This window comes from Streptomyces sp. NPDC059679 (assembly GCF_042734105.1).
GTDB lineage: Bacteria > Actinomycetota > Actinomycetes > Streptomycetales > Streptomycetaceae > Streptomyces.
On the sequence record NZ_JBHWES010000050.1, the window covers coordinates 34,725 to 48,301 of the forward strand.

The window sequence follows — 13,577 nt, forward strand, 5'->3', positions numbered from 1 at the left end:
CTCTAGGGGTATCGCCGAGATACGCGCCAAAGGGGCAATGAGTTGACCTTGAAGCCCTGAAGGGCTCGGGCACCGCCGCCCTCGCTCCGACCGCAGACCTGAGCATCATGCAGTGCTACACGCCACCTGACCGTAGCTATTGGTTGTTACCAAGCCGTGGAGTTCGTCAACGCTTCGTCTGCTGGGAACGGCGCTGGCCAGAAGGCGTAAGCGCCTCGGAGTCAGGCTCTGGGTCTCGCTTCCACCAGTGCAACAGCCGGAACGCCCGTTCGCTGTTCTCCGGGGGCCCGTACAGGGCGGTGCCGACCACCATTGCGACGATGGACATCCCGAAGACGGCCACGACCGTCTGGAGACCGGGGCCTGTGGCGTGCGGCTGCGTGGCTTCCGCCTGGGTGGTCTCGGTCTGGGGCATGGTGGGGTCCTTCTGGTCGGCGGCTGCGGGCATGCTATCCGTCGGCGGGCGCCCCACGGTTGGGCCGGACGCTCAGGGGCTTCAAGATCTCAACTCATTGCCCCTTTGGCGCGTATCTGGGTCACATCCCCGGTTCGGGAGTCTGCGTATCGGGCGCGGTGCGGGCCCGGTGCTGTGTGCCGGGCCCGCGGGGTGTCACATGTGGTGCTGGATCCAGACGCCGATGAGGGTCACGGCGCCGGCGCCCGTGGTGTACGCGGCTCCCCGGTAGAACTCGGCGAGTCCGAGGCGGCGGTACCGGTGGATGCGTTCGGCGTGCTGGCTGAACCAGTGGGCGCTGTGCTTGCGTGCGCGCAGGTATGGGTGCTTGTATTGCATGCCTGGTGTTGCCTCCCGTTGTCTCGCGTTGAGTGGACTGGTGGAGCACCGTGCAGGGAGCCCTTCCGACCCTCGGTTTCTCAGGCCAAGGCGGGTCGGAGTTGGGCTCCTTCTGCGCTGTACAGGGAGCATACGAGAGGGTGTGGGTGCGGACGTCGCGAACCAGCTGTTCGGGGCGATGAATGCGTCATCCGCGTTCGCCCGCGTTCCCTACGCGTTGAGCCGTGTTGACGCGGTTTCCGACGGCTAGTGTCCGACCAGGTCTGACTAGGTCCGAACCCAGAATGGCTGGTACCCGACGCCGAACCAGGCGCCGGCACGAACTGATGCAGCAGCTACGCTGACACGACGGTGTCCCGCCTGCTTCTCTCAGGCGGGACACCGTGCTGCTGCGGGTCGCGCTACTTGCGGTTCAGCAGGGTCGGGCCGACGCCAAGCCAGCGCGGTACGTCGGGCCGCGGGGTCTGCCCGGTCTCCTCGGCCGCACAGGTGATGAAACGGAGCACTTTGTCGCGGCGGTCGTCTGGTGCGCGTACCCCGGTTTGGACGTCAGCGAGGATCGGACGGAGCGCGTATGCCTCGATAGCGATGCGGCCCCGAGTGGAGCGCTGACAGTTGCGGTCTCCGATGTGGAGCCAGTCGGCGCAGTCCAGCCCCGCGGCGATCGCCAGTTGGTCGACACGGTTGCCGAGCGCGGCGCCGCCAGCGGTCCACGCGTACCAGACGCGGGCTCCACCGTCGGGCCGGTGGAAGACGATCCACAGGAACGTCTCGGGCTCGAACCCATCCACGATGCCGTCAACAGCTGCCTTCTCGACGGGCCTGGCGTCTCCGGTCGGAACCAGCAGGGTGGGCGACGCAAGGACGGCAGTCGACATGGTCGTTCTCCTCACTGCTCGGTGGTGCGGTAGGCGGGTCGAGGTTCAGCGGTGGTCAGTCGCTGTCGCCCAGGCTGCTTCTGTGCTGCCAAACGGCTTTCTTCACCTGGTGCTCGCTCGTTCCGAAGCGCGCAGCGAGTTCGGCATACGTTTCACCTGTGGCTTGTCGCTCAGAAGCATCCTTTGCCTGAGCGTCGGTCAGAGCAGTTGCCGCCCTGACTTTCATGGCCGAATATCCGGCATTCTTCAGCCTGTTAGAAAGACCCGAAGGTGACATGCCATATTCGTCGGCCAAGTCCTTCAGTTTCTCACCGGCAAGATTGCGGGTCTTGATCGAGCGAAGGTCTGCCTCCGACAGGGTTACCCTCTGCCTCCTGGATCCCCCTGCGGGTCGGCGTGGGACACCGGCTTCCTCCATCCTGCTGGCAACGATGTGCGCGCCGACCCCCACCTGAGCGGCAACGTCATCGAGAGTCATGCCGGATTCGTAGAGCAAAATTAATTCCAGGAGATCGACTTCAACCCTAGGTCTCCCCGCAGATCGATGCGAATCTACTTCGATCTCCCTGGCCACAACCTCGTGGTCAAGTTCGGTGATTGCGGCGATCTGCTCTATATCGCGAAGGTCGTTGCGCCATAATTCAACCGCGATCCTCTTCAGGTCGGCGGTTGCCTGCGCGCGCCTCATGCGGGCCTCTTTGGCTTCCTTGGCGAGCGCTGCGCGTGCGTTGTTCACGCCTGGTTGTCCTCACTTCTCGGTGCGTAGGTCGGTGCGAGCTCCCTTGCCAGGCCGCTTGGCATGCGCTGCGCGAACCGTTGAGGCTAGGAAGAGGGAACACAGGAGATTGCGCTCCCGGTACCGGTACGCGGCTTCGATGCTCCAGCGGGAAAGCTGCTTGCGTGCCGCGTCACGAGTGACGCCCAAGTAGTCGGCTACCTGCTGGACGGTCCACAGTTCTTCCGGCGGCGCGCCGTCTTCCGGGGCCGGGGCGGCGGCGAGGCTCAAATCGTTCAGCCACGTCCATCCGGCGTCCTTGAAGGCGGTCACGATGCGCTGGCGGAGTTCCGGGTTCTGCATGGGGTCGTTGCCCCTGGGGGTCGGCTTGGTGAAGACGAAGAAGACAGTGCCGGACCTGCTGAGTGATGCTTCGACGCCGTCGATGCCTGCCTCTTCAAGGACTGCGGCGATGGCGGGCTTGTCCTCCATGGTGAGCGTGCCGAATGCCTGGCCGCCGAAGACGTAGTTCACGGTTCCCCCCTGTGGGTCGATCGGGGCTGCCCCCTGCTGACACACCTAACTATGCCTCACGTGAGGCAAGGTTGCAATGGGTTCAGGCACGTCGATGACGCACCAGAAGGGTCTGAGCAGAGAATCGATCCAGGCGAAGAATCTGACATAGCGTCAGTAAGAAGGCGGGGGAGTTAGCCCCGCGCTGAGCCACGATAAGCTCTCACATGTGTCTGGTGATCAGCCGTCAGTCAGCAGGCCCTGGAACGCTGGGCAGTCAACGGCATGCCACTCCCGCACCAGGATGTCGCCATCGGTCACGACCACCTCGGCGTACCAGGGTAGGCATTCGTCGCAGGCGACGATCTCGTACGCAGCGCCTTCCTCGTCGAAGGCCGGGAGGTCGATGGAGCCGACCGGGGCGGTGTAGGTGACCTTCGGCTCGCGCTGCTCAGCGTCGCTCATGGCCCCAGTATCGGACACGCCTCGGTCCGGAGGATCGTTCTGGGGGAAGCGCATAACGTGTGTTAAGCATGATCGAGGTAGTCTCGGATCATGAGCGAGCACATCGTCGCCCCGAGACCCACCTCGGAGCTGGAACGCCCGGGGGCCGCACAGGAGGCCCTGTTCTGGCTACGCGATGTCCTCGGGACCGTCGCCCCCCGCAATCCGCGCAACCGGCGGCTCGGTGAGCGCCGGTACCGGCTGGAGCTGCTGGCCGAGTGCCTGGACCGCGACACCTTCCAACTGGTCACCTCCTGGCTGGGCTCCGAAGCCGTGCCCGCGGTGAAGTCGAAGCAGGCCTACGCCGACGACATCCGTCTGTGGGCCACTGTGGCACGGGAGTTGGGTGGGCACGAGCGGTTCTTCATCGGCGCGATCACCCCGGACATCATTGAGACGTGGACGAAGGTCCAGAAGGCGCAGGGGAAGGCGCCGCGCACGATCAACCGGCGCCTGTCCGTCCTCACCGCTCTCTCCCAGTACGCCAAGTGGAAGACCAAGGACCAGAGCATCGCCTCCCCGGTCACCAAGCACGACCGGCCCAAGGTCGACCCCCGGGACGAGACCACCGCGACGCCGATCCTGGAAGTGCCGGAATTCCAGGCCGTCGTCAACGCCGCCCAGACTCCCCGCCAGGCCCTCGTCCCCACCTTCATCTACACCCTGGCCGGCCGCGTCACTGAGTGCTGCACCGCCCACCTGCACCACATCAAGGCCGTCGGCGGGGAACGCAAGCTGGATCTGCGACGTAAGGGTGGCAAGGGGCGCATCTGGACCATCCCCGACCGCCTCGGCCTCCTTATCGACGTCTGCACCGAGGGGCGAGCCGAGGGCCCGATCCTTCTGGACGACAACGACGTCCCCATGGACCGACACGCTGTCGACCGCCTCCTCACTCGCCTTGGACGCGCGGCCGATGTCCTGCCCGATCGGGACCTCACTCCGCACGTGCTGCGCGCGTCGAAGCTGACCCACATGCACGATGCTGGCGTCCCCGTGGAGGAGATCCAGGAGTACGCCGACCACGCCGCGATCGAGACCACGCTGCGGTACATCCGGCGCCGGGAGAGCGCCGCGCGGAAGGCGAAACACGCTGCGGCCGCGGTCGCGGTGTACGACCATCTGGTGGACCGGTTCGTGCCGCGGAAGGGGTAGCAGTGAGCGAGCGGAAGCCTGCGTCGATCCGCCAGTTGGATGCGCTCGTCGACCAGCTGGCGCCCGCCATGCCGTCGACTCAGCGGGTGCGGCAGCTTCGGATGGTCGCCGGAATGTACGGGCGGGCGGTGGGCCGGGAGGAGATGCCGGTGCGCGCCGGCCGGTCGATGAGCCAGTTGTTCACCGGCCCGGCGCTGAAGGCATTCTGGGAGCTGGCCGCGGCCGGGGAGTTGCGGCATCGGGCGGAAGATCAGGGGAAGCCGCTGCCGCTGTCGACCCTACGGACGGTTCGGAACTGCCTGAGCATCCTGGCCGAGGCTGCGGCGCCGGGCCGGGACGTGTGGCTGCCTGTGCTGGGGAGTGCCGAGCTGAAGCCGACGGTCACCTCGGCCGAGCAGGCGACGCTGTATCGGCGACTGGCGGACATGGCCGCGGAAGGGCCGCTGGAGCGCGACGGGTCGGGCCTGTCGTTCGAGGACCGGACGCGCCTGCTGGCGATGGTCGCGATCGTGCTCGATACCGGGGCCAGGTCGGGCGAGTTGGCCGCGATGCGCGTGGACGACCTGGGCGAGGGCGAGGCGACGCTCGGGGTGCGACGCCGGCCACAGAGGGGGCGGGGGCCGCGGGTGGAGGAGATCGCCGCGATGGTGGGGGTGTCGCCGGTGACGGTGTCGGAAGTGCTGTCGGGGCGGCCGCGTCGGATTTCGGTGGCGACGCAGCAGGCGGTGTTGGAGGCCGCGGAGGTGGTGGGGCCGGCGGCGCCGGTGGAGACGTACCAGTTGCGGGAGGGTGCGCGGGTCGCGGTGCGCCGCTGGCTGAAGGTGCGGGAGGGCCTGGTGGCGCATCCAGAGGGCGCGAAGACCGCGTTGTGGGTGTCGCTGCGGCCGCGGGGCGCGGTGGTGGCCGGGGGTGTGGTGCGGTCGTGGCCGGAGGGTGTGCCGTTGCAGGCATATGGGGTGCGGGTCGCCTACTCGCGGGGGATGGTGGCGTTGAACGGGCTGATGGCGGGCCGGTATGGGTGGTCGCCGATGCCGACGACGCTGGAGCGACTGCGCCGGGCGGTACAGACGGAGCCTTTGACGGAGTAGTCAGGCGTCCGTCCGGTTCAGGTCCCGGGGAGCGGGTCCTGGTCGACATGGTGCTGGCGTGCCCGGCCGGGGTGGTTTTCGGGGTCGCACTCGGCCCCGTAGCGACGGAGGCGGCTGTCAGGGTCGGTGAGTTCGCGGCGACAGCGGAGGCAGTGGACGGGGCGGCGCCCCTGCTCGGGGAGGCCGAGGAGGGGCGTCTGCCGTGCGGGACGGGAGGTCACGGCGCGGTCGTGGGTTCGTCGATGATGTTGATGAACATGCGCAGGAAGTCCTTCGGGTTCATCCCAGGTTCGGCCTGCCGCTGCGCTGCCTCGGCCATGCCGCGAATCTCCTCGATGCCCTCGATCAGGTCTTCCCAGTCCGCGCACGGTGCGCCTTCGGGGATGGGGCGTGCCAGCACGTCGGCGGCCTCGTTCAGGACCTCGGCGCGGTAGGCGGCGACCCGTCGGGCGAACTCGGCCGCATCGTCGTCGGTGAAGTGGCTGACGTAGGCGTTGAGACGGTCGAGGGCACTGGGCATGATGTGCTCCTTGTGGGTTGGTCAGGTGTTTCGGTACGCTGGCCGCGTTGTAAGCGGCGTGTGATCAGACTCGGGCCACCACCCAACTGGGGCGGTGGCCTTCGTCATGCCGCGGATCAGCGCCCCGTCTCCCGCAAGCTACGAGGCGGGCAATGATCCCGGTCAGAAGTCGGTGCCGGGGATCGCCTCGTCCGGGCGGTCGTCCACGGCGGTGCACACGGGGCACTCGTGGTCGAACTCCGTCGCCTCGTGGCAGCGGCTGATCTCGTCGGCGGTGAACTGGTCGAACACGTCGGCTCCTTAGTACTCGGGGCAGTCGGTCAGGCGGCGCGCACGGCCCATTTGCATCCGGTGCACCGCCAGATGGGGCCGAGGCTGAGGCGGCACCCGTGATAGTCGGTGTAGTCCTCGACACGGTTGAACGTGATGGACCCGCATTCGGGACACTCGTCGGGCTCGACGTCAGCCTCGACGGGTGCCCAGACGGGCGACGGGTTGGCGGCTTCCTCGGCGGCGAGGTCGTCGAGGCCGGCGCGGATCTGATTGGCGCTGTTCATGGTTTTCCTTCCGTCAGGCGGTCAGTGCGGTGTTGGTGCGGGTAACGACGGTTCGGGGGAGATAGTCGCGTCCGAGTTCGCGTGCGATGAGCTGCGCGGCGCTACGGACGATGATGACGCGCCCGGCGGTCGGTGTTACCCGGGTCAGGTCTGCTGCTGGTACGCAGGGTGCCAGTGCTTGGGGTCGTTTCCGGTGCCCGCGCAGGTCGGGCAGTTCCCGTCGGGGTTGCAGTCGGAGCACCCAGCGCCATCGCACTCGGGGTGCGCTCCGTCTCCCTTGCAGGTGCGGCAGTCGTCCACGATGGTCCTTTCGTCAGGCGGCGAGGTGGGTGTCGGTCTGGGTGAGCTTCTTGCGGGGGGTGTGGTCGGCGTCGTCGGGGTCGAGGGCGAGTTCGGCGTCCACCAGGTCCTGCACGCTGTACGCGACCACAGGCGCGGGGCGCTCGTACTTGGTGGGGGCGGGCCGCTCCAGGACGTAGGCCATGCGGTGGACGGTGTAGCTGATGATGCGGCTGACGTCGAACTTCCGCTCCGCTTTCCGGAGGCGGCACATGGCGGTGATCTCGACGTCGCCCGTCTTGGCGTGCAGTTCGTGGATCTCAACGGTGCGGACGGTGATCTCGTTGTCGCGGTCGCGGTAGGTGAGGGTGACGGCGTGCCGGTGGTCGAGGGCGCGGGTCAGGTCGGTGAGGGTGCGGTGCTGGGTCTGGCGGTTGGTGTGCTTCATCGGTGCCCCCTCTTCCGGTGTGGTGTGTTCACCGTAGCAGAGATTTCATTGCACGTGTAGTGAATTACGGCTACGATGTAGGACACCACCGGGACCCACCCGGTCACGCAGTCGATTGCGTGTGTAGTGAATAAGGGAGGAGACTAGGCGTGCCCATCACCCACAGCAGGCGCCCGCCCGGCCGCCGGGACACGCGCCGGCGACCGGAAGGACACGCCACCTTGGCCCCGAGCCAGAAGACCGGGAAGCGCGACGTGCGCGCTGTCGCCCCCACCGCACAGCGCGCCGTCGCGTACCTGCGCGACCAGGGCGAGGCCGATATGGCCAACGCCGTTCAGACCGTGCTCGACTACGCCACCGCGCCCACCCCGGCTTATGGAGACTCGCCCATCTCCCTGTACCTCGACCGGGCCTTCCGCGACCACGTGAAGGCCCAGGCCAAGGCGACCGGCGTAGACGCCGCCACCACCGTGCGGGAAGGATTCGAAGCCTTCCTGGCCGGCGCCTGGGACCCGCCTCAGCCGAAGCGCGCCACACATGGAGCCACCCTCGACAAGGTGAACTTCAGCGTGCGGGTGTCGGCCGAGCTGATCGAGCGCGTACAGGAGCGGGCGGCGGAGTACACCCGCGAGCAGGGCTGGCCAGCCGCTAGGGGCTACGCGCTCAACGCCATGCAGGTCGCGGCAGCGTACCTCGCGCACGTCTACCCGCTGCCCGACCAGGCCCCGGCCGAGCAGTAGCCGGCCACCCGTAGAGGGCGGGCCTGGACGCCGACAACCAGGCCCTCCTCCCTCGCTCAGCACCACATCACAACCTCATATCTGGAGACCTCATATGGCTGACGCCACCGAGGCCCCCGCCAACCCGACGGCGGAGGGCCCGACCTTTCACACCCAAAACCAGGACCAGCCTTCTGTCTACGAGCTGATGGCGCGCGTGATGCGCGACGTCCGGAACGTGGGCAAGAACGGGCGGAACGACTCGCAGAACTACAGCTTCCGGGGCGTGGACGACGCCATCGGGGCGCTGGCGCAGCCGCTGCGCGAACACGGGGTCTTCATGACCCCGGAGGTGCTGGAGTTCAAGACGGAGGTACGGGGCCGCCAGAACGCGGTCCTCATGCGGATCGCGTTTCACTTCTACGGCCCGGCTGGCGACCACGTCACCGCTGTCACCTTGGGCGAAGGATCGGACTTCGCGGACAAGGCTGCGAACAAGGCCATGTCAGCGGCGCTGAAGTACGCGCTGATCCACACGTTCATGATCCCCGTGGACTCGAAGTCCCTGGATGATGGAGACCGCGATCACCCGGAGGGGCAGCGCTCCCCGGCAGACGTGTATATGGAGCGGCTGCGGAAGCCCGCTGTGTGGAACAACCCGACGGCGCTTCTGGCGATGCACGCGGAGGCGAAGGCCGACGGGCTGCTGGGCGCAACCGTGTACGCGCCGGGCGGTGAGGAGATGACGCTCGGAGACCTGGTCGTGGCCCGAGGCCGGACATTGAAGGCTGAGGCCGCGGAGCGTGAGCAGCGGCAGGCTGCTGAGGCCCCTGGTGCGGCCGCCCAGGTCGCAGCCGAACACGGTGTGACCGTGATTGACCCTGACTGTCTCGTGCCGGACAACACGAAGGCGGAGGAGCCCCCGGCTGGCGATCCGGTTGCGGATGCGCTGCTGGACAAGCTGATGGGCCAGGTCTTCGAGCACAGGCATGACCGGGATGTGCTCACGCAGGTACGGGGCAACGCGGAGGCGAAGGGTCTGCTGGACCGGGAAGTTCAGGGCCCGGGACGCCAGTGGATGCCGTTCCGTGAACTGCTGGACCGACTCATGGAGGCCGCGCGGAGCGGCGAGAGGAGCGCCGCCTGATGGCCGCCGAGGAGCGCCCTCACGGGTACGCCCGGTACAAGCTGGACGGCTGCCGCTGCTACGTCTGCGCCTGGGCCGTCTCCCGCTACAACGAGCACCGGCAGAAGGCCATCACCGCAGGCACCTGGCGCCCCTGGGCGAATGCAGCACCCATACGTGCCCACGTCCAAGCGATCCGTGCTGCTGGCCTTGCCCTGGATGACCTGACCAAGGTGACCGGCGTCGGCCGAGGCACCCTCAACCACCTCCTGTGGGGGACTCCTGCGGCCGAGAAGATCCGCTCGGAGTCCGCAGCGGTGCTGCTCTCCTACAGGCCCCGCCTGGAGGACTACAGCCCCGGCTCGCTCATTGACCCGACCGGAACCCGCCGCCGTATCCAGGCGCTCGTGGTTGCTGGCTGGCCGCTAACGCACCTCGCTGCCAGGTTGGGCCTCTTCCGTCAGAACTTCGTCCGACTCCTCACGGCCGAGCGAGTCACTGTCGCGGTCGCCCGATCGATTCGTGATCTGTACGACCAGTTGTGGCGTGCTGATCCGGTCGAGGGTGGAGCCACCCCCACAGGTGCAGCCAGGGCCCGGAAGTATGCCGCTGAGCGGCAGTGGGCCCCGGTAGGCGTGTGGGACGACGACACCATGGATGATCCCGCTTCCTTCCCAGACTGGACGGGGAAGTGCGGAACGCCTGAGGGGTACCGCGCTCACTACGACATGCAGATCATGCCTGCTTGCCAGCCGTGTCGGCACGCCCGCGCCCGGTATCGGTGGGAGCAGGGCGAGACCAAAAAGACGGCTGCGCTGAAGAAAGTGGCCGCGTGATGGTGGTTAAGGAGAGCCGCCGTCAGCACGGCGCCTATGTGAAGTACAAGCTGGACGGCTGCCGCTGCTACCCCTGCTGCTTCGCCGACAGTGAGTACCGGAGGAATCGCGAGCGGGCGATCGCCTACGGCACCTGGCAGCCCTACGTGGACGCGGAACCCGTTCGCGTGCATGTCCGGTCGCTGATGGGGTTCGGGATTGGTTGGAAGCGGATCGCGGCGCTGGCGGGTGTCCCCACTGGTGTGGTGACGAAACTGCTCTACGGTCACCCGCAGCGGAACATGGCTCCCTCCAAGCAGATGAGGTCGAAGAACGCGGCCGCGCTGCTGGCGGTGGAGCCGTCCCTGGAGAACCTGGGGTCGGTCGTGGCCGTCGACGCCACAGGGACCCACCGCAGGCTGCAAGCCCTGATCCATGCGGGCTGGCCCAAGGCCCAGCTGGCCAAACGGTTGGAGATGCTGCCCAGCAACTTCGGCAGCGTGCTCGACCGCCCCCAGGTGACTGTGCGCACGGTCCGGGCGGTCATGCGCCTGTACGACGAGCTCTGGCGGGCTGACCCGCGCGAGAACGGTGTCGATGCCCAGGCTTACAGCCGGACGGTGAACTACGCCAGGGATCGCGGCTGGGCGCCGGTCGGTGCGTGGGACGACGACACGATCGACGATCCCGCGACCTTCCCGGACTGGACAGGGAAGTGCGGTACCCCAGAGGGCTATCACGCGCACTACAACATGCGGATTGCCCCCGCCTGCCAACCCTGCCGTGACGCTGTCACCGTCCACCGGCGGGAACGGCGTGAAGCGGCTCGCGCACCCCGTATGGCGGGGGCCGCGTAACACACCCACACATCACCGAAGGAGGTGGGCGCTGTGCAGTACGGCATTGCGGCGGTGCTCACCACCGTCATCGCCCTGGCCGCGACGATCGGCTGGTGGCACACGCGGCGCGCTCTGACCTGGGAGCGCGCCGCGCGGCGTATCAACGAGGCCGCCCTGGTCCGCGAGCACCGCGCGACCAGCACAGCGGCACGACGGGCGATGGACCGGCGGCTCGCCGCTGAGGCGGTCCTGAAGGCCGCGGACATGGTCCTGGACGACGCGCTCGCCCGGCACTACCAGCACAACCCGCACCACAAGGAGGGGGAAGCCGATGGATAGCCTCACGGCCCACCGCGCACTGACCAACCACCGGCACTACAGATACCGCGGCTGCGCACCCACGCCGGCCGATGTCGCGGACTTCCCGGGCCAGTCCCTCGGAGACCCGGCGCTACCCGTGTCCGCATGGGACCGGCCGGAGGACGCCGCCCAACAACAGGCAGCCCTGGCCGTGTGCGGCGCGTGCCCCGTGAGGGCCGAGTGCCGGACCGCAGCTCTGCTGTCGACCGGTGGGAAGAGCGCCGGCCCGAACGCGGTGCGCGGCGGGCTCGTAGGCGGGATGGTCCCGGCGGTGCACGCCCTCCTCGACGGCCCGGGCATCGACTCGGAAGACGCCCGGCAGCAGCTGGTGGAACACCGCCGGTACCGATACCGGGGCTGCGCCCTGTCTCCCGAGCCCGACTTCCCCGGCCAGTCCCTGGGAGACCCGGCCCTGTCGGTGGACGCTTGGGGCACGCTGGACCTGCCCGACGGGCGGACGGAGCCGCAGCCGGACCGGCTGGCCCGGGAGCGGGCCGCGATCGGCGCCTGTGCCTCATGCCCGGTGCTGGCCGAGTGCCAGGCGTACGCGATGAGCGTCACCCCGGACGGCCGACTGGCGGAGCAGGCCGGGATCTGGGGCGGCATCCGGTCCCTGGACCGGCACCGCGCACTCATTCAGCGCCGCCAGGCGGCCAGCGTCACGATCCCGGCGGCGGAAGTGTCGGAGTCCGTGCTGTCGGTGGCCCGCACCGCCCAGAAGCAGGCCGTACTCCGGGCACTGGCCCGGGAAGTCGACGAGGAACTGGTCGCGTACCGGTCCGGGATGGACGTACGGACCGCCAACTGGCACCGGGCGATCCTGTGCGGACTCCTCGGCCTCGACAAGGACACCGCGTCCCGCGAGCAGCTGCTCACCACAGCGCAGCGCCTCGGCATCCTCCCGGAGCGGGTGCTCATCCGCCCGGACGGGCGGTGGCCGGTCGCCGCCGCCCCCAACGGCGACGGATCCAGGCAGCGGCGGATCGCCCCCGGCATGCCCGTCCAGGCCGTGCTGCCCGGGTATCAGCATCTGCCGCGCACCCGCCGCCGCAGCCTCGTCCCGGCGAGCGTCCTGGCCGCGACACGCCGGGCCCGCCGCGGCCCGAGGCTGCGGCTCGTCATTCCGCCGCCGCAGCAACTCCTCCTGCCCTTGCCCGTCCTCGCTGTGCTGGAGCCCGCCGCATGAACCCCACACCCCACACCCCGCCCACCAGCCTCCCGCCGGCCGACGTCGACCCGAGCCGCATCGCGCACGCTCTGGACGACCGCATCGTCACCTCCGCCGACGTGCTGTACGCGCGCATCACCGCTGGCCTGCTGGAGGTCGTCGGCCGCCCCACGCTGCTGCCCGCCGCGCTGTTCCCCGACGTCGACGCCCAGCAGGTGCAGGCGATATGGGACCTGGCGCTGACCGTGGGCTACCTGTGCGGCACCCGGGCCGCCGAATCCCGCCGCTGGGACGCCGACCGCCTGGCCGCCGCCCGCAACCAGCTCGCCGAGGCCGGGTACGGGGCCATGGCCGACCGGATCGGCCGAGTACTGCCGCAGCGACCGTTAGTGGCACATCCGGCGGACGGAGAGGCCCGGCTGGAAGCGGTGCGGGGAGGACGGTCATGAGCGCCGGCCCGGCCGCCGGGGGGCCGGCGCACCGTCGAGGGCGCGGCCGCCCCGTCGGTGGCATCGCGTTCGACACCGCCGCCCGGGTCGCGTACCTCGAGGCTGTCACCGCGGGCGCCAAGCTGACCGAGGCCGCCGCGAAGGTGGGCGTCTCGCGGAACGTGCCCGCCCAACACGCCAAGACCGACCCCGAGTTCCGGGCCGCCCTCGACGAGGCGAAGGCCCGCGGGAAGGCCGCGCGGATTGAGCAGATGGCGCACGGCGAGTACCGCTACAACCACGGCGGCTGCCGCTGCCGCATCTGCCGCACGGAAGCATCCAAGGCGCGCGCGGGGCGCCCGGACCGGGTCAACCGCCCCACCCGCAACACCCGACACAAGGAGACCCCGAAGAAGGCCCAGCCGATCCCCATCACCGGCCGAACGCCGAGCTCGTCTACTCCGTTTTCGCTGGCCAGAGCCTCGTAGTTGACCACGAGAGAAGATCGCAATCGCTCGTTATTAATTGTGCGTTTCTGTAGGACACAAGGCGACCGGTGGACACATGTGCGATGACCTGGATATCTGCCGATGAATCTGACGATCCGACACGACCCGGGAGCAGGTGGAGCAATGTCGCCGTCAACAGGTAGGCTGGACGCCTGGCCAGACA

21 protein-coding genes are annotated in these 13,577 nt (G+C 68.6%); 10 read left to right on the forward strand and 11 right to left on the reverse strand.

The window, feature by feature from the left end:
• Positions 1-166: 166 nt before the first annotated feature.
• From ACFV2X_RS38025 to ACFV2X_RS38050, 6 genes are all read right to left on the reverse strand, one after another.
• Complete coding sequence (locus tag ACFV2X_RS38025; RefSeq protein WP_385625703.1) at positions 167-415, reverse strand: hypothetical protein; 249 nt, start codon at positions 413-415, stop codon at positions 167-169.
• Positions 416-610: 195 nt separating this feature from the next.
• On the reverse strand, positions 611-793 hold the full coding sequence (locus tag ACFV2X_RS38030) for a hypothetical protein (protein ID WP_385625704.1): 183 nt from the start codon (positions 791-793) through the stop codon (positions 611-613).
• A gap of 401 nt (positions 794-1,194) precedes the next feature.
• Complete coding sequence (locus tag ACFV2X_RS38035; RefSeq protein WP_385625706.1) at positions 1,195-1,671, reverse strand: hypothetical protein; 477 nt, start codon at positions 1,669-1,671, stop codon at positions 1,195-1,197.
• Positions 1,672-1,726: 55 nt separating this feature from the next.
• Positions 1,727-2,407, reverse strand: coding sequence for a hypothetical protein (locus ACFV2X_RS38040; RefSeq protein ID WP_385625708.1), 681 nt, complete (start codon positions 2,405-2,407; stop codon positions 1,727-1,729).
• 12 nt (positions 2,408-2,419) lie between these two features.
• Entirely contained in the window at positions 2,420-2,920 is a 501-nt protein-coding gene (locus ACFV2X_RS38045; RefSeq protein ID WP_385625709.1) for a hypothetical protein, read from the reverse strand.
• Between the two features lie 219 nt (positions 2,921-3,139).
• Positions 3,140-3,364 (reverse strand): hypothetical protein, encoded by a 225-nt coding sequence (locus ACFV2X_RS38050; protein WP_385625710.1) that lies wholly within the window; start codon positions 3,362-3,364, stop codon positions 3,140-3,142.
• 90 nt (positions 3,365-3,454) lie between these two features.
• Here ACFV2X_RS38050 and ACFV2X_RS38055 point away from each other — a divergent pair, with 90 nt between their 5' ends.
• Both ACFV2X_RS38055 and ACFV2X_RS38060 read left to right on the forward strand, forming a co-directional pair.
• On the forward strand, positions 3,455-4,558 hold the full coding sequence (locus ACFV2X_RS38055; RefSeq protein ID WP_385625711.1) for a tyrosine-type recombinase/integrase: 1,104 nt from the start codon (positions 3,455-3,457) through the stop codon (positions 4,556-4,558).
• Positions 4,559-4,560: 2 nt separating this feature from the next.
• Positions 4,561-5,646, forward strand: coding sequence for a helix-turn-helix domain-containing protein (locus tag ACFV2X_RS38060; protein ID WP_385625712.1), 1,086 nt, complete (start codon positions 4,561-4,563; stop codon positions 5,644-5,646).
• Between the two features lie 17 nt (positions 5,647-5,663).
• Here the strand turns inward: ACFV2X_RS38060 and ACFV2X_RS38065 are convergent, their stop codons facing one another.
• The 5 genes from ACFV2X_RS38065 to ACFV2X_RS38085 all read right to left on the reverse strand — a co-directional run bounded on the left by ACFV2X_RS38065 (position 5,664) and on the right by ACFV2X_RS38085 (position 7,450).
• Positions 5,664-5,867 carry a DUF6011 domain-containing protein gene (locus ACFV2X_RS38065; protein ID WP_385625714.1) on the reverse strand — a complete coding sequence of 68 codons (204 nt, stop codon included), beginning with the start codon at positions 5,865-5,867 and terminating at the stop codon, positions 5,664-5,666.
• On the reverse strand, positions 5,864-6,166 hold the full coding sequence (locus ACFV2X_RS38070; protein WP_385625716.1) for a hypothetical protein: 303 nt from the start codon (positions 6,164-6,166) through the stop codon (positions 5,864-5,866). The genes ACFV2X_RS38065 and ACFV2X_RS38070 overlap by 4 nt, the downstream gene beginning before the upstream one ends.
• 162 nt (positions 6,167-6,328) lie before the next feature.
• Entirely contained in the window at positions 6,329-6,457 is a 129-nt protein-coding gene (locus ACFV2X_RS38075; RefSeq protein WP_385625718.1) for a hypothetical protein, read from the reverse strand.
• A 29-nt stretch (positions 6,458-6,486) separates the two neighbouring features.
• Positions 6,487-6,723, reverse strand: coding sequence for a hypothetical protein (locus ACFV2X_RS38080; protein WP_385625720.1), 237 nt, complete (start codon positions 6,721-6,723; stop codon positions 6,487-6,489).
• 313 nt (positions 6,724-7,036) lie between these two features.
• The gene (locus ACFV2X_RS38085; RefSeq protein WP_385625722.1) at positions 7,037-7,450 is read right to left on the reverse strand and encodes a WYL domain-containing protein; all 414 of its coding nucleotides are present in this window, start codon (positions 7,448-7,450) and stop codon (positions 7,037-7,039) included.
• A 149-nt stretch (positions 7,451-7,599) separates the two neighbouring features.
• Between ACFV2X_RS38085 and ACFV2X_RS38090 the strand changes: the two genes are divergently transcribed.
• The 8 genes from ACFV2X_RS38090 to ACFV2X_RS38125 all read left to right on the forward strand — a co-directional run bounded on the left by ACFV2X_RS38090 (position 7,600) and on the right by ACFV2X_RS38125 (position 13,393).
• Positions 7,600-8,190: a hypothetical protein gene (locus tag ACFV2X_RS38090; RefSeq protein WP_385625723.1), complete on the forward strand. Its 591-nt coding sequence runs from the start codon at positions 7,600-7,602 to the stop codon at positions 8,188-8,190.
• 94 nt (positions 8,191-8,284) lie between these two features.
• Positions 8,285-9,316 (forward strand): ERF family protein, encoded by a 1,032-nt coding sequence (locus tag ACFV2X_RS38095; protein ID WP_385625725.1) that lies wholly within the window; start codon positions 8,285-8,287, stop codon positions 9,314-9,316.
• Complete coding sequence (locus ACFV2X_RS38100) at positions 9,316-10,131, forward strand: hypothetical protein (protein ID WP_385625727.1); 816 nt, start codon at positions 9,316-9,318, stop codon at positions 10,129-10,131. The genes ACFV2X_RS38095 and ACFV2X_RS38100 overlap by 1 nt, the downstream gene beginning before the upstream one ends.
• A complete protein-coding gene (locus ACFV2X_RS38105; RefSeq protein WP_385625728.1) occupies positions 10,131-10,967 on the forward strand; it encodes a hypothetical protein in 837 nt (278 codons plus the stop codon). The genes ACFV2X_RS38100 and ACFV2X_RS38105 overlap by 1 nt, the downstream gene beginning before the upstream one ends.
• Before the next feature lie 33 nt (positions 10,968-11,000).
• Positions 11,001-11,288 (forward strand): hypothetical protein, encoded by a 288-nt coding sequence (locus tag ACFV2X_RS38110; RefSeq protein ID WP_385625729.1) that lies wholly within the window; start codon positions 11,001-11,003, stop codon positions 11,286-11,288.
• Positions 11,281-12,495 (forward strand): WhiB family transcriptional regulator, encoded by a 1,215-nt coding sequence (locus ACFV2X_RS38115; RefSeq protein ID WP_385625731.1) that lies wholly within the window; start codon positions 11,281-11,283, stop codon positions 12,493-12,495. The genes ACFV2X_RS38110 and ACFV2X_RS38115 overlap by 8 nt, the downstream gene beginning before the upstream one ends.
• A complete protein-coding gene (locus ACFV2X_RS38120; RefSeq protein ID WP_385625732.1) occupies positions 12,492-12,926 on the forward strand; it encodes a hypothetical protein in 435 nt (144 codons plus the stop codon). The genes ACFV2X_RS38115 and ACFV2X_RS38120 overlap by 4 nt, the downstream gene beginning before the upstream one ends.
• Positions 12,923-13,393 carry a hypothetical protein gene (locus ACFV2X_RS38125; protein WP_385625734.1) on the forward strand — a complete coding sequence of 157 codons (471 nt, stop codon included), beginning with the start codon at positions 12,923-12,925 and terminating at the stop codon, positions 13,391-13,393. The genes ACFV2X_RS38120 and ACFV2X_RS38125 overlap by 4 nt, the downstream gene beginning before the upstream one ends.
• Positions 13,394-13,577 lie beyond the last annotated feature (184 nt).